The sequence below is a fragment of the Celerinatantimonas yamalensis genome, assembly GCF_046054155.1.
Lineage (GTDB): Bacteria > Pseudomonadota > Gammaproteobacteria > Enterobacterales > Celerinatantimonadaceae > Celerinatantimonas > Celerinatantimonas yamalensis.
In genome coordinates, this window is sequence record NZ_JBEQCT010000001.1 from 756,188 (window position 1) to 777,291 (window position 21,104).

General features: G+C 43.5%; 17 protein-coding genes and 1 tRNA gene. 8 read left to right on the forward strand and 10 right to left on the reverse strand.

Going from position 1 to position 21,104, the window contains the following annotated elements; all coding sequences use genetic code 11:
* Nucleotide 1 precedes the first annotated feature (1 nt).
* On the reverse strand, nucleotides 2-871 hold the full coding sequence (locus tag ABUE30_RS03605; RefSeq protein WP_408622298.1) for a 6-carboxytetrahydropterin synthase: 870 nt from the start codon (nucleotides 869-871) through the stop codon (nucleotides 2-4).
* Nucleotides 872-953: 82 nt separating this feature from the next.
* Between ABUE30_RS03605 and ABUE30_RS03610 the strand changes: the two genes are divergently transcribed.
* The gene (locus ABUE30_RS03610; RefSeq protein WP_408622299.1) at nucleotides 954-2,300 is read left to right on the forward strand and encodes a dihydroorotase; all 1,347 of its coding nucleotides are present in this window, start codon (nucleotides 954-956) and stop codon (nucleotides 2,298-2,300) included.
* A 54-nt stretch (nucleotides 2,301-2,354) separates the two neighbouring features.
* Here the strand turns inward: ABUE30_RS03610 and yejK are convergent, their stop codons facing one another.
* Nucleotides 2,355-3,374, reverse strand: coding sequence for a nucleoid-associated protein YejK (gene yejK / locus ABUE30_RS03615; RefSeq protein ID WP_408622300.1), 1,020 nt, complete (start codon nucleotides 3,372-3,374; stop codon nucleotides 2,355-2,357).
* Between the two features lie 73 nt (nucleotides 3,375-3,447).
* Here yejK and ABUE30_RS03620 point away from each other — a divergent pair, with 73 nt between their 5' ends.
* The 6 genes from ABUE30_RS03620 to ABUE30_RS03645 all read left to right on the forward strand — a co-directional run bounded on the left by ABUE30_RS03620 (nucleotide 3,448) and on the right by ABUE30_RS03645 (nucleotide 9,676).
* The gene (locus tag ABUE30_RS03620; protein ID WP_408622301.1) at nucleotides 3,448-3,675 is read left to right on the forward strand and encodes a YejL family protein; all 228 of its coding nucleotides are present in this window, start codon (nucleotides 3,448-3,450) and stop codon (nucleotides 3,673-3,675) included.
* A gap of 22 nt (nucleotides 3,676-3,697) precedes the next feature.
* Nucleotides 3,698-5,530, forward strand: coding sequence for a DUF3413 domain-containing protein (locus ABUE30_RS03625; RefSeq protein ID WP_408622302.1), 1,833 nt, complete (start codon nucleotides 3,698-3,700; stop codon nucleotides 5,528-5,530).
* Nucleotides 5,531-5,623: 93 nt separating this feature from the next.
* A tRNA-Pro gene (locus ABUE30_RS03630) sits at nucleotides 5,624-5,700 on the forward strand.
* Nucleotides 5,701-5,850: 150 nt separating this feature from the next.
* Complete coding sequence (locus ABUE30_RS03635; RefSeq protein WP_408622303.1) at nucleotides 5,851-6,270, forward strand: GNAT family N-acetyltransferase; 420 nt, start codon at nucleotides 5,851-5,853, stop codon at nucleotides 6,268-6,270.
* Between the two features lie 400 nt (nucleotides 6,271-6,670).
* Complete coding sequence (locus tag ABUE30_RS03640) at nucleotides 6,671-8,668, forward strand: methyl-accepting chemotaxis protein (protein ID WP_408622304.1); 1,998 nt, start codon at nucleotides 6,671-6,673, stop codon at nucleotides 8,666-8,668.
* 216 nt (nucleotides 8,669-8,884) lie between these two features.
* Nucleotides 8,885-9,676: a BUD32 family EKC/KEOPS complex subunit gene (locus ABUE30_RS03645; RefSeq protein ID WP_408622305.1), complete on the forward strand. Its 792-nt coding sequence runs from the start codon at nucleotides 8,885-8,887 to the stop codon at nucleotides 9,674-9,676.
* A 91-nt stretch (nucleotides 9,677-9,767) separates the two neighbouring features.
* Here ABUE30_RS03645 and htpG read toward each other — a convergent pair whose 3' ends face one another.
* Together htpG and ABUE30_RS03655 are read right to left on the reverse strand one after the other, a co-directional pair.
* A complete protein-coding gene (gene htpG / locus ABUE30_RS03650; RefSeq protein WP_408622306.1) occupies nucleotides 9,768-11,681 on the reverse strand; it encodes a molecular chaperone HtpG in 1,914 nt (637 codons plus the stop codon).
* Between the two features lie 311 nt (nucleotides 11,682-11,992).
* Nucleotides 11,993-12,445, reverse strand: coding sequence for a hypothetical protein (locus ABUE30_RS03655; protein WP_408622307.1), 453 nt, complete (start codon nucleotides 12,443-12,445; stop codon nucleotides 11,993-11,995).
* Nucleotides 12,446-12,758: 313 nt separating this feature from the next.
* Here ABUE30_RS03655 and ABUE30_RS03660 point away from each other — a divergent pair, with 313 nt between their 5' ends.
* Nucleotides 12,759-14,075, forward strand: a complete 1,317-nt coding sequence (locus ABUE30_RS03660; protein WP_408622308.1) for a Na+/H+ antiporter NhaC family protein — start codon at nucleotides 12,759-12,761, stop codon at nucleotides 14,073-14,075.
* Nucleotides 14,076-14,842: 767 nt separating this feature from the next.
* Here the strand turns inward: ABUE30_RS03660 and nuoN are convergent.
* From nuoN to nuoI, 6 genes are all read right to left on the reverse strand, one after another.
* A complete protein-coding gene (gene nuoN, locus ABUE30_RS03665) occupies nucleotides 14,843-16,297 on the reverse strand; it encodes an NADH-quinone oxidoreductase subunit NuoN (RefSeq protein WP_408622309.1) in 1,455 nt (484 codons plus the stop codon).
* A gap of 6 nt (nucleotides 16,298-16,303) precedes the next feature.
* Nucleotides 16,304-17,830 (reverse strand): NADH-quinone oxidoreductase subunit M, encoded by a 1,527-nt coding sequence (gene nuoM / locus ABUE30_RS03670; protein WP_408622310.1) that lies wholly within the window; start codon nucleotides 17,828-17,830, stop codon nucleotides 16,304-16,306.
* Nucleotides 17,831-17,902: 72 nt separating this feature from the next.
* Nucleotides 17,903-19,732 (reverse strand): NADH-quinone oxidoreductase subunit L, encoded by a 1,830-nt coding sequence (nuoL, locus tag ABUE30_RS03675; protein WP_408622311.1) that lies wholly within the window; start codon nucleotides 19,730-19,732, stop codon nucleotides 17,903-17,905.
* Nucleotides 19,729-20,031, reverse strand: a complete 303-nt coding sequence (gene nuoK, locus ABUE30_RS03680; protein ID WP_408622312.1) for an NADH-quinone oxidoreductase subunit NuoK — start codon at nucleotides 20,029-20,031, stop codon at nucleotides 19,729-19,731. The genes nuoL and nuoK overlap by 4 nt, the downstream gene beginning before the upstream one ends.
* The gene (gene nuoJ, locus ABUE30_RS03685; protein WP_408622313.1) at nucleotides 20,028-20,546 is read right to left on the reverse strand and encodes an NADH-quinone oxidoreductase subunit J; all 519 of its coding nucleotides are present in this window, start codon (nucleotides 20,544-20,546) and stop codon (nucleotides 20,028-20,030) included. The genes nuoK and nuoJ overlap by 4 nt, the downstream gene beginning before the upstream one ends.
* A gap of 10 nt (nucleotides 20,547-20,556) precedes the next feature.
* The gene (nuoI, locus tag ABUE30_RS03690; protein WP_408622314.1) at nucleotides 20,557-21,099 is read right to left on the reverse strand and encodes an NADH-quinone oxidoreductase subunit NuoI; all 543 of its coding nucleotides are present in this window, start codon (nucleotides 21,097-21,099) and stop codon (nucleotides 20,557-20,559) included.
* Nucleotides 21,100-21,104 lie beyond the last annotated feature (5 nt).

The window sequence follows — 21,104 nt, forward strand, 5'->3', positions numbered from 1 at the left end:
TTTACAATTCCACAATCGCGCCCTTACCCACACCTTCATAACCATGGATACGAATAATTTGTCGAGGATGGCTCTTTTTGATACAAGATCCAATATAGTAGGTCAAATTCTCGACGGTGGTATCACAGTCCAGCAGATCACATTCAGGCTGGGGCACCGCAAGTTCAAAAAATCCCTGCGGAGCATGATAAGCAAAGCCAAGATGGTTTGGCATCACCGCATGTTTCGCAAAACTCAGTTCGCTGAGTTCACAACAATCGTCACTTGATCCTAAATAGATATTGCGCCATTTCATCGCCCAGCTCGCACAGAGTTCATCATCTAATTCATCGTCGACAAAAATTTCGATCATCGAGCGATGACCATGCGCGATACGTTGGCAGTTACCATCATGTTTTTTTAAGCCATGGCTATAGTGATAATACGGTCCTTCAATCGTTTCGTTACGCAAACGAATGGTAAGATCATCAATATTTTCAGGAAGATGAGGTGTTAAAACGGCAATCAAGTGTTTAATAATGGCCGCTTCGGTAATTTCAACGCAATCAATCAAACAAAAAGCCTGCTCTGGGCAACATAAGTAGAGATGTCGATCTTGGGCGCGCTGAAAACTGACCTGCATCCGGCCATCGGCCACAGCATGGAACTGGCACTGCGGTGAACGACTAGGCACAAGTAATTTATGATCAACATACTGATCGATCATTTTTTTGATGGTTTTTTTGACCACACCAAAATCAAGCAGCATATTCATCTGATTCAATTGACCGCCCAATTCAATATCCACAATCCAACTATCACCGACTAAACCGCGGTCTGGACAAAGAAAGGTCGAGTCAATCACCGTTAAATCGTTAACAAAAAGTTTCATTCCAGTTGTTCAACAGCTCTGTGATTCATATCTAGATCCGCTATTATACCTACACCATTGAACAAATGAACGATCAACCCCCATGCAAAGACTATTAATTAAAAACGCAACGTTAGTTAATGAGAATCAATGCCGTATTGCTGATGTCCGAATCGTCGGTGAACGGATTGAGGTGATTGGGCAATCGTTGAGTGCACAAACTGGCGAACAAATCATCGATGCCAGTGGTTTACACCTGTTTCCCGGCGTGATTGATGACCAAGTCCATTTTCGGGAACCGGGATTAACGCATAAAGGCAATATCCAAAGCGAATCACGCGCAGCAGTGGCAGGTGGTATTACCAGTTTTATGGAAATGCCAAATGTGAATCCACAGACCACCACGCTCGATGCACTTGAAGAAAAATATCAACGCGCCGCTGGCCGCGCATTTGCCAACCACAGCTTTTATTTAGGTGCCACCAATGACAACTTGGAGGTTATTAAGTCCCTCGATCCGAATGCGGCCTGTGGAGTTAAAATTTTTATGGGAGCAAGCACCGGCAATATGTTGGTTGACGACGAAGCCGTACTCACCGGTATTTTTGCCAATTCGCCAGTATTAATTGCCACTCATTGCGAAAATACGCCGATGATCCAACAGTTAGAGACGCAATATAAGGCGCAATATGGTGAAAATATCCCGATGCAGATGCATGCCGAGATCCGCAGCCGAGAGGCCTGTTACCAGTCTTCATCAACGGCCATCGCATTAGCAAAAAAAAATGGCGCTCGCCTGCATGTATTGCACTTAACTACCGCCGAAGAACTTAATCAATTCCCAGCCATTACCGATCTCAGTCAACTCGCACAAGCCACTGTTACCGCTGAAGCTTGTGTTCATCATCTGTGGTTTAATAAAGATGACTACGCCACGCTCGGTGCTCAGATAAAATGTAACCCGTCTATCAAACTACGATCTGATCAATTAGCCCTACAACAGGCGGTCAATGATGATCGCATCGCCGTGATTGCCACCGACCACGCCCCCCATACCTGGTCGGAAAAGCAAAACAGCTACTTCAACGCACCATCCGGTTTGCCATTAGTCCAACATATGTTGCCAGCCCTACTAGAGCTTTATCATCAAGGTGTTTTCACATTAGAACGAATTGTTCGAAAAACCGCCCACGCAGTGGCAGAACGCTATCAACTCAAAGATCGGGGCTACATTCGAGAAGGCTATTTTGCTGATTTGACATTGGTTGACCTTAACCAATCGGTCACCGTTAACCCAGATAACATTCTATATCACTGTGGTTGGTCACCTTTTAACGGGCAATCCTTCCGCAGCGCCGTCACCACGACGTTAGTGAATGGTCAACTAGTTTGGCATCAAGGCGCCATTCAAAGTCAGGCAAATGGGCAGCGACTAACGTTTAATCGCTAATACGCAGTCTTCCTCATCATTTTGTGATAGAGGAAGACCTAAAACCCATCTCGGTTAAGATTCGTCTACGTCGCTGGCTCGGCGTAGCTGTTCGCGTAGATTAGGCGGTAATCCAACAATTGTCAGCGTATCTGTTTGTGGGTCATAGCTCACCCGATCACCCAATAACGGTTGATCAAAGCTAATGGTCATGCCCTTGCCTTGGCCAAAATATTTGGTGAGTTTTTTCAACGAACTGCGATCTGCAGGAAACTGCTCTTCAATCGGGAAATTTTCGGCCGCAAATGTATAGAAGTCATTGGCAGGCCCATCAGTTTGCGGCAAATTGGCCGACAGCTCTTTGACTTGAATTTCTTCACCATCTTTGAGCTGTTGATCACAATACGATTTGACCTGCGCGCGATATTCCGATTTTTCCTCAGGTTCTAGCTGCGAAACGGCGCAATATTGGTCAACTGCACTCATCAACATCGCATTCTGCTGTTTGGTATCAAAGCCCTCTTCGCAACTTAAAAAATCGATAAAAAAGTCAGCGATTTTGCGACCGGCTCGCCCACGAATAAAAGATACATAGCGTTTTGATTCAGAATTACGCTGCATTTCAGTCAGCTCGATACGCGCCGCAAGCTGGATGGCAGAGGTTTCTAAATAGTGACTGGCCGTGATCTCCATCGAATCATTCACCGAAGGCGATACTTTGTCTTGCAGCAAGACAATTTGCAGATACTCGCTGCCAATAAATTCATAGTGGCTAATCAACAAGGTGCCCTGCTCTTGCAGTTCATAGTGATTGATGCGAGCCACTAACTCGTTGGCTAGCGCGTGAGAAAACGGGATAAATGACTGTTCTGCTAACAAGTATTGATTTAACTCAGTTGGCAGCCGAGCCGCTGGATCGGCAAAGTAACCAAATCCTTTGGCAGCCTTACTATTGTAGGTTAAATGTAAATTTCCCACTAACTCTAGCGCATTATCAGTGACCGGTGGTTCATGGTCGCGTAGTTGCAGAGTCATTTCTCCTTGCTCATTAACAGCAATAGAGTGTAAAACTAAGTGATTTAGCGATAAGCTCATAGTCGTTTTGTTAGTTTTTGTGTCTTGGGTACGGTATTATACGCATCTTTTCTTTTGGAATCAGACGAACAACATGGCTATCATTTCAAAATATCCATCTGAACAAGTGGAACAAATGCTTCAAGAAGTGATGACAGTTTTGGAAAACCATCAAGCACCACCTGATTTGGCGTTGATGGTCCTTGGGAATGCAGCGACCACATGGCTGAATCGTCGCGTAGCGGCCGAGCAGCGTCAAGTGCTAGCCGAGCGCTTTGGCAAAGCACTTATCAGCTCAATTGAGCCTCCCAGAAATTCATAGTTTGTAAGGAATAACCAGCAATATGGCTCAAGGCGCGCTCAAATATCGCGACAAAGTCTCCCAGCTCATCAGTTGGGGGCACTGGTTTTGCTTAGGAAATATTGTTATCACGCTATTGATAGCTATCCGCTATCTTTATATTGCACATTGGCCGGATACCTATTTGGGACAGGCCTACATGCTCATTAGTTGGCTAGGGCAATTTTCTTTTTTGCCGTTTATGATTTTTTTGCTAACACTGTTTCCTCTGAGCTTTTTACTCCCAAGTAATCGTAGCATGCGCTTTCTAGGTGCCATTATTGCCACTATCGGCATGAGCGCGCTAGCCATTGATACACAAGTCTTTTCTCGATTCTATGTTCATCTTAACCCCATGTTATGGCAGTTGTTGATTGATAAAGAGAATAATCGCCAGAGCACAGACGTGAATTTGGTCTTTATTTTAGTTCCGTTGATTTTTTTTATGGAACTATTAATGGCCAGACTCTGCTGGGTCAGTTTGCGCCGATTAGAACGTCGACGAATTGGCAAACCAATTGCTATCGGTTTCTTTATCTGTTTTTTCCTCACACATATCATTCACGTATGGGCCGACGCGACTATCTATCGGCCGATTACCTCACAAAAAATTAATTATCCATTGTTTTATCCGATGACTGCCAGAAACTTTCTCAATTCTTATGGCTTAATCGATATTGAGCGGATCCGTCAAAAATCCCGCCAAGCGGGTCTGCACGATGGGAATCCACTTACCTATCCAGAACGACCACTAGAGTACACCAACCAGACCACTCCACCGATGAATCTATTGATGATCGTCGTCGAAGGGCTACGCTTTGATGCGCTTAACGCTAAGAGCATGCCAAAGACTTGGCAACTGGCACAACATTCACTGCAATTTACCCATCATTACAGTGGGAGTAATGATCATACATTGGGTTTGTATTCACTCTTTTATGGTTTACCAACCTCTTATTGGAAAAGTGTCGAGGAAGCTTCGATAAGCCCTGTGATGTTTACGGCGCTTAAGCATCGAGACTATAAAATTGCCTTATTTAACAGTGATGGCTTTCATAATGCGGCGTTAGATAATACGGTTTGGGGTGATATTCCGGCGAAGCAATTGTCACAAGCGAAGATGGATGGTGGCGTGAAAGGTGATGGGCAAGTCGTCTCACTTTGGCAGCAATGGCAAGCCGCTCATGCTCAAACACAGCCTTGGTTTAATTATCTTGATTTCACAGGTGTCGTTCATCTCGATGTGCCACCTCACACGCTACCAAATTCAGTTAACAGCAGTCGCCAATGGCAAACGATGTATCAACATGCGGTTGCCAATGCAGACCAAAAAATCGGACAAGTATTAACGACTTTGCAAGATTCGGGACAGTTAAAAAACACAGTAGTGATCATCACCTCCGATCATGGTCAAGAGTTTTCTGATCAACAGAGTGGTCGTTGGGGATATGGTAATAATCTCTCTAAATATCAAACTCAAGTACCATTGGTCATCCATTGGCCCGGAATTGCGCCAAAGGTTATTAACACCGATACCAGCCATCTGGATATCAGTACGACCATTAATAGCGAGCTGTTGGGGGTGAACAATCAGCCCAGTGACTATAGCATTGGTACCGATCTATTGACCTTATCAAGTCAGTCCCGAGGATGGATTTTAGTCGGCAATGCCGATGAACAAGCGATCTATCAGAAACACAAGATTACTCTGTTTAATAATCACGGTGACTATCAAGTTCGCAATCGCGATTACCAGAAAGTAAATGCGCGAGCCGATATGCCAATTATATTGCAAGTACTGAATGAATTACGTCGATTTTATCGAGATGATTCATAATTCGCCAGAATGAACAAAAGTGCAGCAATCGCACGATATGAAAGTAATAAACGGTTGCAAGGACCATAAAAAACAGTAAGATGAGTTCAGATTCGGAACGTAGCGCAGCCTGGTAGCGCACCGTCATGGGGTGTCGGGGGTCGGAGGTTCAAATCCTCTCGTTCCGACCATTTTAAAAAAACCAACCGCTTAGGTTGGTTTTTTTGATCATAATACACAAATAGAATATCATTGATAAAATAATCCCTCCTCTTTTGTGCTTTTTTGCCAAAATAGTATGATGCACCCTCGCATTTTTATTTTGTATTAAGGTTCTTATCATGTCTTCGGTCATCCCTCTCACAATTAAGCATATTGAACAGCTCGGTCGACTCAATCAGCAGCTTCTTGAAGATGAAGGGAATAGCAAGAACCTAAGCCACAGCTATCTATGCCAACGCATGCGCGGTTGGCTAAAAGATGCCAACTATTTTGGTTTTGGTTGTGTTATTGAAGGTCAGATCGCTGCCTATATTCTCGCCTGCTATGAAGATGACTTTATCTATGTTCGCCAGCTTGTCACAGACCGAGAATATCGCCGACAAGGGCATGCCAGCAAGTTACTCCAACATATAGAGACATATCTCGGTTCAGCAAAGCAGATCAGGCTAGACGTGCTCATGAATAATCAAAGTGCCATGTTTTTTTATGCTAAGTTGGGGTTTAAGCCCTTCTATATGGCTATGATAAAGCATACTTAAGTCACATTAAGCTGATTTCATGGCTGTTACTCTGAGGTAAAGAGTGTACTTTTTATCGCCAACCTATAAAATGACAATTTAATCATTAATAATTAGATCTTACAGGTTTATATGTGCTTGTGATTTTTCAACGTAACTAGGTAAGGCTTAAAAAACAAGCAAGCCCTGAAATGTATCCCTCTATGATAAAGCTGGTTACATGGATATGTGCCAGCTTAACCATCTCGGGAAGCACAAATCTGAGCCTTAACAGATTAACCTATTGAGACTAATCAGTATCAGTCACGCTAATGAGATGTTATCACTGCGTTAAGCTTATCCATTGAGTCAGCGGACGTTAATCGCTAAGCAATCAATAGGGCATGATTTAGCAGACTGGCTCAGTTAAAGGACAAACTAGATGTTTTTTAAACGTAGCCTCAAGCACCAACATATTTTATCCGATAGAGTGGCTAAAACTATATCAACCCACAGCTCAAAGCTTTGTGAAGAATTATTGGAGCCACTTCACTTTAGCGAAGGAACAGCACTGGTGATCGCTTTTATTTCACCATTTTGTGAGTTTTCCAGCGTGATCAAACAACTTAATCAATATCTTCCATTTACCCATCATGTATTAGCGCTCATGACTGCAGGTGAACTCAGTGGTGATCAGGCTAAATTTTATCATACCGAGCCCGAAACAGACACCATCGTGCTACACAGCTTTAGCCAACGACTGATCGCTGAAGTATCGATTCATACAATAGATCTACTCGCTAAATCATCCCCCTCTGGCACTTATCTCAGTGATAAGCACGTAGCGGCAATTGCACAGCAACTGACCCAAATTGCCCCTCCATTCGCCATTGAAAGTTCCAATACGGTTGCACTCACCTACTTTGATGGCCTATCTCATTGCGAGAATTTGTTCACTCAAGCACTCTATCAAACCAATACACTCCCCTGCTATTTTATTGGCGGAAGTGCAGGTGGTAAGCTTGATTTCAAACAAGCTGCTATTGCTTATAATGGCGAAGTGAAAAATGATGCGGTGCTACTGACTTTGTGTAAAATCGCCCCTGAGTACCGCTATGGGATCCTAAAAACACATAACTTTGAACCAACAGGATTTGCCTTAGATATTGCCGAATTTGACTCGTTAACACGAACTTTAAAAACCGTACTCGCACCAGACAAACGCTTAACAACCCCCGTTGAAGTGCTCTGTGACTACTTTCATTGCAGAAGTGAACAGTTAAATGACAACTTGTCTGGCTACTCATTTGGAATAAAATTAGATCAGTCAATTTATATTCGCTCCATCGCTGAAATCCACTCAAATGGCAGCCTACAATTTTTTAGCGACATTGAATTTGGCGAGCAATTGCTGTTAGTCAAAGCAAACGACTTTATTGCCACAACTGAAAAAGACTATCAAACGTTTCTAAAAGATAAGCCAAGCCAACCTGTTGCAATGATCGCCAACGATTGCATATTACGCCGACTCAATAATCAACAAAAGCTGGCCGATATGCACTCATTTGATGGGTTATGTGTTTCTGGTTTTTCTTCATTTGGTGAATTTTTGGGCGTGCATCAAAATCAAACGCTTACCGCGTTGGCCTTTTTCAAAGTCGAGCCAGGGCAATCATTTCGCGATAAATATGCCAACCATTATCCCTATTACTATGCCGTATATAAAAACTATCACACGCATTTACAGTTGGTGAGTATGACCCGGATCAGTCAACTCCAAGAACAACTGATCCAAAGGATGCAAAAATACCAGCCACAACTGCGTTCATCAACAGAAAAACTGCGCCAGATTGTCGAACAAGCCAATGATTCAGCACAGCGTCAGCAGAATATACAACAACAATTTAATTTATATATGCAGCTTATTGATCAGCAAACGCAGCAGCGTAGCTCTCTTGATGAAAGCATGGAACAACTCAAAGTAAATACGGTGCGCATCAAAGATGTGATTCAATCAATAAGTAGCATTGCCGATCAAACCAATTTACTGGCTCTTAATGCGGCGATTGAAGCGGCTCGTGCCGGTGATGCTGGTCGGGGATTCGCCGTTGTGGCTGATGAAGTCCGCGCTCTATCTCAGCGAACCCAACATAGTTTAGATGAAACAATACAGGCCATTGATAAAGTCTCTTTCTCGGTCACTAATATTGATTCTTTAGTTAACAAAATAAGCCAAGTACTGGAACAGATTACAGCAAACTCGCGGCAACTAGACACTGAACTCACCCACCTATCAGACGACAGCCACCTGATGTCTACACGCGCGGAATCAGGACTCAGAGAAACAGATAGTATCATTGAACAAATGACGCAGGTTGAATATGAAATCGCGCTCATCAGTCAATTATCAACATTTATCAAGCAAAGCACGGCGTTGTAATGCGGGTCCAATACATAGACTTATAAATAGCTTTATAGTACAATTATTTACTTATAAAGAGGTTGAGAAAACTTAGGGCATCATTAACTGTATGGTGCCTTCTGTATTTAGGGCTTGGGATCAGCCCTCTGAGCATGTCCTTCTATTTATATTTACCTTTCATGTAACTGCTCAGATTAATTGCTATATAGGGATTTCAATAAGAGAATTAACGATATGTATTCAAGTAATAATTCCTATTTACAATCAATTTATGACAGTCAGATCACGGAAAAAATGCTCAATGAAGAGAAGAAAGTTGAGCAGTTGGAATTAGGTGAGCAGCTGATTTGGATCAAACGCCCCGAGGCAACTCGCTCTAACCTCTTTCATCGAATCGTCCACCAGCTGACAAAATTAAAAATTTTAGTGCCTGTAGAACGCAAAACACCGCTGCAGAGCTTGAACTTTGAAGCGTTAAAACTCAAGACATTGGCACGCTCTGGCATATCGGTGGCTGAGGTGATAGGACAAGACCGTCAATTCCTTTATTTATCTGATACGGGAACCGATCTACGTTGTTACTTTAAAAAAAACCCATTAAGCCATCATGAACGAACTGCAATTATTTTAAAGGCCGTAAAGGTATTAGCAGCAATCCATCAGGCGGGACATTACCATGGCGGAGCGCAAATCAAAAATTACACCATCGATGCGCAAGGTGTCGTTTCAGCCATTGATTTTGAAGACAGTTTCAGTTCGTGCACTTCGCTAATTGATACCCAATACAGAGACTTATTTTTATTTTTGATGTCCCTGAGTGCTTACGGTGATCGATCCACCTATAGACAAGTGATTGATTGCTATTTCACATGCACGGGCAATGACGTAATTAAACAAGAATTACAACAAGTAGGTAGTCGAATGAAGCCCTTAGTCAAACTATTAGGCTGGATGGCAAGTCATCATCATTTAAGCCTTGATGTGATTGGGGTTTACTCTTTACTGAGTTTCCTTACAACACTTTAGTTCGCGCCATGTTGATAAAAGAAAAAGATCGCTATTGCGATCTTTTTTTTGTCTTAAGTAACTATCTCCAAAAGAGAAGATTCACTTACTATTAGGCTTTGAGTAAACGGTTCATCCGCTGTACAAAATCGGCTGGATTATCAAGGCTTCCACGCTCAGCCAACTCAGCCTGTTGCATCAACAGTCTAACCCATTCACCAAACTGCTGTTCATCTTGTTCATCAGCAACGCGTTTCACGAGTGGATGATCCGGATTTAATTCAAAGATATATTTCTGCTCAGGCACAGGTTGTCCAGCAGCCTGCATCAGTTTGAGCATTTGAGTACTCATATCATGCTCACCAACCACGATACATGATGGCGTATCAGTTAGACGATAAGTTAAACGAGCATCTTTCACATCTTCACCCAGAACTTGTTTAACGCGCTCGATAAATGATGCGTATTCTGTTTTATCCTGTTCTTTGCGCTCTTTTAACTCTTCATCATCTTCTAAGCCACCCAGGTCAAGATCACCTTTGGTCACAGACACAAACTGCTTGCTATCAAATTCGGTTAAATGTCCCATCAACCATTCATCGATACGTTCATGCATCAACAACACTTCGATGCCTTTTTTACGGAAGATCTCAAGCAGAGGGCTATGTGCTGCAGCTTCATAGCTATCGGCAGTAATAAAATAGATCTTATCTTGCTCTTCTTGCATCCGGCTAACATAGTCTTCCAATGAGACGATTTCATCAGCACCATCGGTATGCGTTGAGGCAAATCGTAATAGCTTCGCCACACGTTCTTTATTCACAAAGTCTTCTGCAGGACCTTCTTTGAGGACATTACCAAACTCTTTCCAGAATTGTTGGTATTCATCTCCCTCTTTCTTCGCCAGTTTTTCCAACATGCCTAATGCCCGCTTGGTGCAGGCTTGACGCAAGTTAGCCGTGACTTTGGTATCTTGTAAAATCTCGCGAGAAATGTTCAATGGAAGATCGTTAGAATCGAGGACACCTTTAACAAAACGCAAGTAGTTCGGCATAAACTGTTCTGCATCATCCATAATAAAGACGCGTTGAACATACAATTTTAAGCCATGCTGATGATCGCGATTCCATAAATCCCAAGGAGCTTTCGAAGGAATATACAATAAGCTGGTATATTGTTGTTTCCCTTCTACCTTGTTGTGGCTCCAAATAAGTGGATCAGTAAAATCATGAGAAATATGTTTATAGAACTCATTATACTCTTCATCACTCACTTCACCTTTTGAGCGAGTCCACAACGCCTGGGCACGATTAATTGCTTCCCATTCACCTGGGGTTGCAGCAATTTTTTCACCATCTTCGCCTTCTCGCTCTGGCTCACCTTCCTTGAACATCTCAACCGGAATGCTGATATGATCTGAGTATTTAGTCACTAGTGAGCGAAGTTTCCAATCATTGAGAAATTCGTCTTCTTCATCACGAAGGTGCAACACAATACGTGTGCCGCGCTCAGCTTTAGTGATGTCACTAATTTCAAATTCACCTTTGCCTTCAGATTGCCAATGCACACCTTGATCTGTGCTTACCCCTGCGGCGCGTGTTTCAACACTCACTTTATCGGCGACAATAAAAGAAGAATAAAAACCAACCCCAAATTGACCGATCAATTGTGAATCAGACGCTTGATCACCAGTCAGATTACCAAAAAATTCTTTGGTGCCTGATTTTGCAATCGTACCGAGGTTATCGATCACCTCATCGCGCGTCATACCGATCCCATTATCATCAACGGTAATGGTTTTAGCATCTTTATCAAAACTGATGCGAACCCGCAATTCGGCATTGTCTTCATACAGCGCATTATTCTCTAATGCTTTAAATCGCAACTTATCCGCGGCATCTGCGGCATTTGAGACTAATTCTCGAAGAAAAATTTCCTTGTTGGAATATAACGAATGGATCATCAAATGCAGTAACTGTTCAGTATGTGCATTAAATTTACGACTTTCGGTGTGTTGTTCTGCCATTATCTGCAAATCTCCACGTTCATTTGGCTTCTATACAATTCGATAGGATCTATTTGAGGTCAATGATAGAGATTTTCAATAGCTACAAACTAAATATTATCAACATCGTTGATAAAGAGATGAAACAAAATCCTTTTCAGGTCACATTTTGAGCACTTTGTATTATTTTTGCGCATAGAATAGCTATACTGACAGTGTAGAGAATGTCCTGAGAGATAAACCAATGTTACCTTTTTAAAGGTAACCGGGCCCAGAGTGAAATCTGGGCCCTTTTCATTAAATTAAGCAACCGCAAGTCCGATGTTTATCCACTAGCATTCGATGTCACGCTGCCAGCGTGTTTTATGACCAAAAACAAGTCGATTATTCGTCATTTTCAAGGTATCGATTTGAATAAGCCAAGTTGGTGCAGGTTTCGCTCGAGCAATGGGAAATTTTTGGTAATACAGCTGAAGCGCATTTTGCTTCTCTGAGCCATTCAATAACAACGAGCGACCAGTGTATTGAACCCCTTGTAAATGGGCAATACTTTGGGTTTGATCAGAAACCGTACCGCATACCTTAGGATAATCCTTCATTATTTGACCGTGGCGAGTATTCAGCGAACTTAGCACGATAAAGCCAAGCACCTCAGCAGACCAAACATAAAAACAATTAGCAGCCCACAGACCTTGTGCATCTTGTCCGGCAATAGTCACAACGTGCTGTGATGAAAGATACGATTCCAGTGCACTCGATATTGGTTGGTTTACAGTTGATGTCATCGTTATTTTATGAGGAGGCTAAAAGTCTATGATCACGTGTTTCACTCGATAAAAGCAAGCCTTGTTTCAATATGACAAAAATTTTGTTTAAAAAACCAGCAAGGCTCATTTCAACCAACCGAAATGATAGCCATTAGCACAATAAATCCACTAACAAAAAATCAAAAAAATCTTTGAGCGAGTACTTTTACTACAAATTGAGCATTATTAAATCAATCAATTCCAAACCAATTAGATTTCTAGACGTCTAGATTGACAAACATCTAAATCATTTTAAAATAACGACCAAATTGTGATTAGGTGATTTAGGGATATGAGCCAAAACAACGAAAAAACCATCAAACCAAGTGCTGTTGCACTGCTGCCTATCGGCGTGTTTCTTTTATTATTTATAGGTGTTGGCGCTTACTTGCAGAGCCAAGGCACTCATTTTGCGTTTTATCAATTGCCTTCACCCGTTGCCATTTTGCCAGCATTGGCTTTAGCACTAGTCCTCAGCAAGGAAAAGCTCAATCACGCTATCGATTCAATGATTGCAGGTATGGGACATAGTAATATTATCACTATGTGCCTTATCTATTTACTAGCGGGTGGATTTAGTGTTGTAGCAAAGGCTACAGGTGGTGTTGATGCAGTCGTTGGGTTAGGATTGAGTATCATTCCAAGCTGGTTTCTCGTCCCAGGGATCTTTATTGTCTCAGCATTTATTGCCACTGCAATGGGAACATCAATGGGCACAATCGCCGCCGTTGCTCCCATCGCATTAGGCATCAGTCAAGCAGCTGGCGTACCTGAACCTTTAATGGCTGGAGCCGTGTTAAGTGGTGCCATGTTTGGTGACAACTTATCGGTCATTTCAGATACTACCATTGCGGCAACGCGAACTCAGAACTGCGAAATGAGAGATAAATTTCGTGAGAATTTCTGGATAGCCCTACCCGCCGCAATTATTTCCCTGCTTGTTTTTTGGTATCTCAGTGGTCATGCACAGATCCCCCACCAAGACTTTGCCATCATGCCCGCGCTTCCCTACATCTTTATATTGATTCTCGCGGTCGTTGGAGTCAATGTCTTTGCGGTACTTACTTTGGGGATTGTATTAGCAGGACTCAGCGGCATTATCGGGGCTGACTATGCTTGGATGACCTTTGCCAAAGATATCTATAAAGGCTTCACAGGAATGCAAGAAATCTTCATTCTCTCGTTGCTGATTGGTGGTCTCAGTGAATTAATGCGTCGCCAAGGTGGTCTAGCCTACTTACAGCGTTTAGTAAGCAAGTTTGTCTCGCTTTTTGGTCAAAATAAAGGGACCGCTCAATTGGGCATTGCACTCTTAGTGATGCTGACCAACATCTGTACCGCCAACAACACCATCGCGATTTTAATCGCTGGTGGCGTTGCCAAAGAAGTGGCCGATGAACATGAAATTAGCGGGCGTCGCAGCGCTTCTATTTTAGATATCTTTGCATGTGTAATCCAAGGGATCTTACCTTATGGTGCACAAGTCTTGTTATTAGGTTCGCTGTTTAAACTATCCCCATTAACCATTTCAGCAATGGCCATCTACCCAATGCTATTAGGTGTAGTCTCGTTGATTACCTTATTTGTTCGTCATCAAAAAACAGCCTAGGCTACTTTTAAAAAGCTGAGCTAAATGCTCTAATGCCGATCAGTTAAACCAAATGGGCTCGGTTAACCGAGCCATTAAAAATGTCAAAATCCGAGTGTATTCAATGCACTTGGATTTTTTATGGATATTTCATAAGCCCTAGATGTCATCAGCAATTAGTCAAAACATTGGTTGATTGACGTCCCCTCGAGCAGATTATACGAAGCGTATTCACTGACCGATACCTATCACAATACCAAAGCGTAAGTTGACTTTAGCGTCCATGCTCTGGCTGTTCGTGGGAATGGTCATCGATGGTTGATACGATGCGTGTCCCGTTGCAGCTGACATTGACAGTCTCTATGGGCATCGTTGGGAAATAGAAATGGGCTATCGAGAGCAGAAACAGTTCATGCTGGTCATTGACTGACCTGTAGTTGTCTCCCAGAACTGGTCAAAGCGCTCAGAGATTATTACTGACGTATAACTTAATTTGTTGTAGGGCGATCGAGTGGACAGTGCTTCACATTGAAAAAAACTATCGACGCTATCGGTGATAGCTTTAATAGCACATTGGCTTAAGTCATGCGATTACAACGGGTGATTATCTTATTCAACCCCCAGGCGCCCCCTCGTCAGATCAAGAACGTCCAGCGCTTGGTGTTAGGAGGACTAAGGAAAAGAATGTGTCCTCGAACAGAAAAAATACGCCTATAAAAAAGCCGCCCACCTTAGGTGAACGGCATTTGCTTTGAATCAGCGGCCTTTTTGTATTATGAGCACACCAACTACCAAGGCGTTGCTAAACGAACCAACTGGATAATAGGCTGTGGATAAACCCCCAGCAACAGCACTAATGCAGAAGCTGCAAGAGTCACAATACCGCCAGCAGTAATCGCCCAGTCTTTGGTGGTATCCTGCGCATACTCTTGACGAGGAGCCAAATACAAGCTCACAGTGACACGTAAATAGTAATACAGACCGATTGCACTACCGATCACAACCGCTCCCGTTAACCACCATAGATGTGCATGCACGCCTATCGCCAATACGTAGAACTTCCCAATAAAGCCAAATGTCATTGGGATCCCAGCTAATGACAACATAGCAATCGTCATGACTGCGGCTAAAACTGGGCGATGCCAAAAGAGTCCTCGATACACATACAACTCATCAGCATCATTTCCTCGATACGGGCTGGACATCAAACTTACAACACCAAAAGCACCCACACTGGCTAATAGATAACCGGCTAAATATACGCCGGTAGTTTCCATTGCTAGTTGATGATCCTTAACTGCTACCAATGCGACAAATAGATACCCCAGATGCGCAATTGATGAATACCCAAGTAATCGCTTGATGTTGCTTTGCGAAACAGCCATTACATTACCAAAGAGAATCGATACAAACGCCATCACAGCAAGTACCAGCTGAACCGAGTGGTTATTGGTCAACGGGGCATCGAGGAAAAAGCGCATAACGACCGCAAAAATAGCAATCTTGCTAGCAGTTGCCAAGTAAGCAGACACTGGCGTTGGTGCGCCTTGATACACATCTGGTGTCCACAGATGAAAGGGTACCAAAGACAATTTGAACCCAAACCCAACTAACATCATCCCAATGCCAACGAGCAATAAGGGCTCATGCAGCATACTTTGGTTTAGGCTTGCGCCAATCGCTGTAAATGACAAAGAACCTGACTCGGCATATAACAAGGCCATCCCAAATAACAGAAAAGATGATGCGCCAGCAGATAATAATGTGTACTTGATAGCTGCTTCGAATGATCGTTTCTGTTCAATGGCATAGCCAGCCAAGCCAAATAGCGGTAATGAGACAAGCTCAATCCCTAAAAATAGGGTTGCCATATGATTCGCGCAAGCAAGTAATAACCCACCACAGGTAGAAATTAATACCAGCAGATAAAACTCTTCACGGTTATCTTTAAAGCCTTTGAGCCATGAATAGGCAAACGTACAGGTTGCCAGTGAAGCTAGCAACACCAGCGCCGAATAGAACATCGTAAACCCATCGACTTTCATCAATGGCGTGACTTGCGTTGGGATCTCAGATCCGACTGCAATTAACGAGAGAAGTGCCGCGTTTAAGCCAATCACGCTAAGCAGGGCGGTGCCAATATGGCATCGCCGCCAAGCGATAGCCAGCATCACCAAAACGACCGTTAACCCAACGATCAAAAGTGGTAATAACGCGATCAGTTGTTCAATAGTTATGGTCATGGCAAATTATAGCCCTGTGGTTGAAATAGATGAAACAGACGTAAACCAATGTTGAATATTCGCAATGGCCGCATGCGATGTTTCCAGCACCCCTTGAGGGAAGAAACCTAACAAGACCAACAACGCCACCAATACCAAACTCATTGATAGTTCACGCGCCGACATGGCTGCTAAAGGTTGCTCAGATTTCGCTTGACCAAAATAGGCTCGCTGTATCATCGCCAACGAATAAATGGATGCAAATACCAACCCAAATGTGGAAATGATAGTAATCACAGGCACAACTTTATAACTGCCAAACAACATCATAAATTCGCCAACAAAGTTCCCCGTACCAGGCATACCTAGTGTAGCGACAGCAAAGAACATCGAGAGTCCGGGGAGATAGCGTAAACGCCCCCATAATCCCCCCATTTCGCGCATATCACGAGTTCCAAGACGTTCATAAAGCTGACCACAAAGAATGAATAACGCCGACGCTGATAAGCCGTGTGCGATCATCATTACAACCGCCCCTTGATAGGCCAATTGACTACCGGTGAAAATAGCAATCATCACTAAGCCCATATGCGACACACTAGTATAAGCAATGAGGCGTTTGATGTCGGTCTGAGCGAAGGCCATCCAAGCACCGTAGAAAACCCCTATGGCACCCAAACACATTGCTATTGGCGCAAATTCAGCAGAGGCATGAGGGAATAACGGCAGAGAGAATCGCAATAACCCGTATGCTGCAGTTTTCAGCAATATACCGGCTAAATCAACAGAACCTGCCGTAGGTGCCTGACTATGTGCATCAGGTAACCAACCATGAAAGGGAACTAATGGCATTTTCACGGCAAATGCAATAAAGAAGCCAAGCATCAGCAAGTAAGCTGTCTCATTGCTCATCTTCGTGCCAAGCAATTGTTCATAGTTAAACGTCCATACCCCAGTGGCATGGTAATGAACAAATACTAAGCCCAAAATAGCAACTAACATGATCAGGCCACTGACTTGGGTATAGATGAAGAACTTAATCGCCGTTCGAATCCGTGTCTTACCATCTGATCCTTTATGACCCCATAATGCGATCAAAAAGTACATCGGAACCAGCATCATCTCCCAGAAAAAGAAGAATAAAAACAGGTCAATGGATAAGAATACCCCCATCACTCCACCAATAATCCACAATAGATTAAGGTGGAAGAAGCCTTCATAGTGTTTGATCTCCTTCCAAGAACAAACCACTGCTAATAGCCCCAGAAAGGCGGTTAAAACAACCATCAGCAATGACAAGCCGTCGAGCGCTAAATGAATCGATATCCCGAAACGAGGGATCCACGGCGCAACATATTCAACTTGCCACTGTGGAAGACCATGTGGGATAACTAAGCCATAATGTCCTTGCCCCCAAAGTAACAACGACAACAGCAAGGTAAGCGCCATCGAGATCACCGCAATCCAACGCGGTAATACTCGGCTAAAGCGCTCGCTCTGCCAGCATAAAAAACCACCGATAAAAGGCAGAAGAATGAGCCAAGGTAATAGCATGGCGTTATACGTTCCTCTTCATTTGATAACATTGCCAGCATCGCTGAGACGCTGGCACCAAAGCCTCGCCACTTAATTCCAAAGCAAAAGGCCTAATATGATCACAGCACCAATCCCCATCGATGCCATATACCAACGAACCTGACCATTTTCACTATATGTCAGGACACGATTACTCCCTTGTGCCAAGAAGCGAGCACTATCAACTGCTGCATTGATTGGATCACTGCGCAGTAACCGAGAAATCGCTAAATAAGTACGGACAAATAACAAATCGTACAACCAATCAAATCCCCAAGCATTAAACCAATACCGTCGCAGCAGTCGGCCAAGTCCAGTCATCGCTATACGCTCGACCACTCGACTTTTGCCTAACCACAACCATGCAGCAATAGCTACCCCTACAACGGCAATCACACCAGAAACCATCTGTACGCTAATCGATTCTGGTCCAGATAGTTCAGGTAATACATCATGCAAAGGCGGTTTAATAAAGGCACCAACGAAAGTCGAAAGAACCATCAACACCAGCAACGGCAAATGATGTGAAATCCCCCGCCCTGGCGTCGCCTTAATCTGTGCTTTACCATGGAAAACGATGAAGATCATTCGGAAGGTATACATTGACGTTAAAAAGGCCCCAACCAGACCAGCGGTTAACAGATTAATATGACCGCTTACAAAAGCCCCTGAAAGGATTTCGTCTTTACTATAAAACCCAGCAGTTACCAACGGTAATGCAGCCAGCGCACCGCCACCCACTAAAAAGCATGTATAGACCAATGGGATCTGTTTCCGTAACCCACCCATTTTGAAAATGTTCTGTTCATGATGGCAAGCAAGGATGACTGAGCCTGATGATAAGAACAATAATGCTTTAAAGAAGGCATGGATCATGAGATGAAAGATTGCCGCATCCCACGCTTGGACACCTAAGGCCAAGAACATATAACCAATTTGGCTCATAGTAGAATAAGCCAATACACGCTTGATGTCGGTTTGTACTAATGCCGCAAATCCAGCGAGAACCAGAGTTATTGCACCAATGATCCCAACCAAATGTAGTATTTCGGGTGACAGTAAGAACAACACATGGGTACGAGCAATTAAATAAACCCCCGCTGTAACCATCGTCGCCGCATGAATCAAAGCGGACACAGGTGTTGGACCGGCCATCGCATCGGCGAGCCACGTTTGCAGCGGTAGCTGTGCCGATTTACCTACTGCACCACCAAGTAGCATCAAGGTCGCCCAGAACATCACCGATGATCCTACGGCCACTTGCGCAGGTGCGCTCATTGCCAACTGATGAATATTCAATGTGCCAAATTGGGCATAGAGAATAAATAAAGCAAAGGCTAAAAATACATCGCCGACACGAGTTACAATAAAGGCCTTCATCGCCGCAGCACCATTAGCTGGATTTTTATAATAAAACCCAATTAACAGATAACTACACAGACCAACACCTTCCCACCCTAGATAGAGAAATAATAAGTTGTCAGCTAAGACCAAAACCAACATGCTGGCAATGAATAAATTGGTATAAGCGAAGAATCGAGAATAACCTTCTTCAGAACGCATATACCACGATGCAAACAGATGGATTAAGGCCCCTACACCGGTAACCACTGAAATCATAGTAAGCGATAAGCCATCGAGGCGTAAGGTCGCTTGAATATCAAATGGCCCCTCATGGATCCATGTCCATAGAGGTTGTTCAAACACACCCTGTCCATGTTGGAAAAAACTTATTCCAACAATCAGTGTTATTACGGCCGAAAGCAGTACTGAACCGACACCAATACTCGCAGAGGTGTTTTCAGACCATCGTCCCCGTGAAAAAGCTAGTACAACAAACCCTAGCAGAGGGAATAAAATAGTTAAATACAGTAAATTCATCCGCGCATCTCACTGACAGTATCCACATTCAAAGACTGACGACGACGGTGCAATTGCAATAAAAGCGCAAGCCCGATACTCGCCTCGGCTGCGGCTAAGCTGATGGCCAAAATGTACATAACCTGCCCATCGGGCTGATGCCAATAACTGCCGGCAGTCACAAAAGCTAATGCAGCCGCGTTGATCATGACTTCTAAGCTAATCAACATAAACAACAAGTTACGTCGAATCAATAGACCAGCAAAGCCAAGTGTAAACAGAATTGAAGCGAGAATTAATCCATGTTGTAAAGGAATCATGCTTTGCCCTCCGTACGGCGCTGCGCTTCTTTATCTCGACCTAAATGGAAGGCAACAACTAAACCTGCTAACAGTAATAGGGATGCTAATTCAACGGCTAGTACATAGGGGCCAAACAGTGACACGCCAACAGCTTTAGCGCCAATCAACTGCACGTGAATAATACTATGGCGTAAACTGGTAATCCCATGAACTAACGCGCCCAATAAAACTGCAGATAAAAGTCCTGGTCCAACCCACAACGAAGGACGCAGCCATGCTCGTTCTTGCTGAATGGTTTCTTGACCTAAATTTAGCATCATCACGACGAAAACAAACAACACCATAATGGCTCCTGCGTAGACGATAATTTCCAACGCGCCGGCGAAATACGCCCCCATGGAGAAGAATACCACCGCCACTGATAACAGTGAGACCACTAAATACAACAATGCATGCACAGGATTACTGTGACTAATCACCCGGATGGTGGTTAACACTGCAACCAAAGCAGCTACATAAAAAACAATATCCATCGCAAATTCCTTAAGGCATTAACCCTTTGACATCGATAGGCTTCGCTTCATTTTCACCACTCCCTTTCGACTTCCCATCGATCGACATTCCAGCCATCCGATAGAAGTTATAATCAGGATATTTACCTGGCCCTGAAATCAGCAAATCATCTTTTTCATAAACCAAATCTTGGCGATTAAATTCACCCATTTCAAAGTCTGGTGTCAATTGAATTGCAGTGGTTGGGCAAGCTTCTTCGCACATGCCACAAAATATACACCGAGAAAAGTTGATACGAAAAAACTCGGGATACCAACGCCCATCATCTTTTTCTGCTTTTTGCAGAGAAATACATCCCACAGGACAAGCAACAGCACACAAGTTACACGCAACGCAACGTTCTTCACCGTCAGGATCTCGCGTCAAAACTATACGTCCACGGTAACGTGGAGGAACGGGAACAGGGACATCGGGATACATATGGGTTTCGCGTTTGGCAAATGCATGCATGCCGATCATCCACAGACTTCGCACCTGTGAGCCAAAGCCAACCAACAAATCTTTTAACGTCATGGTTG

Bases quoted from the DNA above. Each gene is read 5' to 3' on its own strand.
- ABUE30_RS03605 (WP_408622298.1), bottom strand. From the start codon at position 871: ATGAAACTTTTTGTTAACGATTTAACGGTGATTGACTCGACCTTTCTT.
- ABUE30_RS03610 (WP_408622299.1), top strand. From the start codon at position 954: ATGCAAAGACTATTAATTAAAAACGCAACGTTAGTTAATGAGAATCAA.
- yejK (WP_408622300.1), bottom strand. From the start codon at position 3,374: ATGAGCTTATCGCTAAATCACTTAGTTTTACACTCTATTGCTGTTAAT.
- ABUE30_RS03620 (WP_408622301.1), top strand. From the start codon at position 3,448: ATGGCTATCATTTCAAAATATCCATCTGAACAAGTGGAACAAATGCTT.
- ABUE30_RS03625 (WP_408622302.1), top strand. From the start codon at position 3,698: ATGGCTCAAGGCGCGCTCAAATATCGCGACAAAGTCTCCCAGCTCATC.
- ABUE30_RS03635 (WP_408622303.1), top strand. From the start codon at position 5,851: ATGTCTTCGGTCATCCCTCTCACAATTAAGCATATTGAACAGCTCGGT.
- ABUE30_RS03640 (WP_408622304.1), top strand. From the start codon at position 6,671: ATGTTTTTTAAACGTAGCCTCAAGCACCAACATATTTTATCCGATAGA.
- ABUE30_RS03645 (WP_408622305.1), top strand. From the start codon at position 8,885: ATGTATTCAAGTAATAATTCCTATTTACAATCAATTTATGACAGTCAG.
- htpG (WP_408622306.1), bottom strand. From the start codon at position 11,681: ATGGCAGAACAACACACCGAAAGTCGTAAATTTAATGCACATACTGAA.
- ABUE30_RS03655 (WP_408622307.1), bottom strand. From the start codon at position 12,445: ATGACATCAACTGTAAACCAACCAATATCGAGTGCACTGGAATCGTAT.
- ABUE30_RS03660 (WP_408622308.1), top strand. From the start codon at position 12,759: ATGAGCCAAAACAACGAAAAAACCATCAAACCAAGTGCTGTTGCACTG.
- nuoN (WP_408622309.1), bottom strand. From the start codon at position 16,297: ATGACCATAACTATTGAACAACTGATCGCGTTATTACCACTTTTGATC.
- nuoM (WP_408622310.1), bottom strand. From the start codon at position 17,830: ATGCTATTACCTTGGCTCATTCTTCTGCCTTTTATCGGTGGTTTTTTA.
- nuoL (WP_408622311.1), bottom strand. From the start codon at position 19,732: ATGAATTTACTGTATTTAACTATTTTATTCCCTCTGCTAGGGTTTGTT.
- nuoK (WP_408622312.1), bottom strand. From the start codon at position 20,031: ATGATTCCTTTACAACATGGATTAATTCTCGCTTCAATTCTGTTTACA.
- nuoJ (WP_408622313.1), bottom strand. From the start codon at position 20,546: ATGGATATTGTTTTTTATGTAGCTGCTTTGGTTGCAGTGTTAACCACC.
- nuoI (WP_408622314.1), bottom strand. From the start codon at position 21,099: ATGACGTTAAAAGATTTGTTGGTTGGCTTTGGCTCACAGGTGCGAAGT.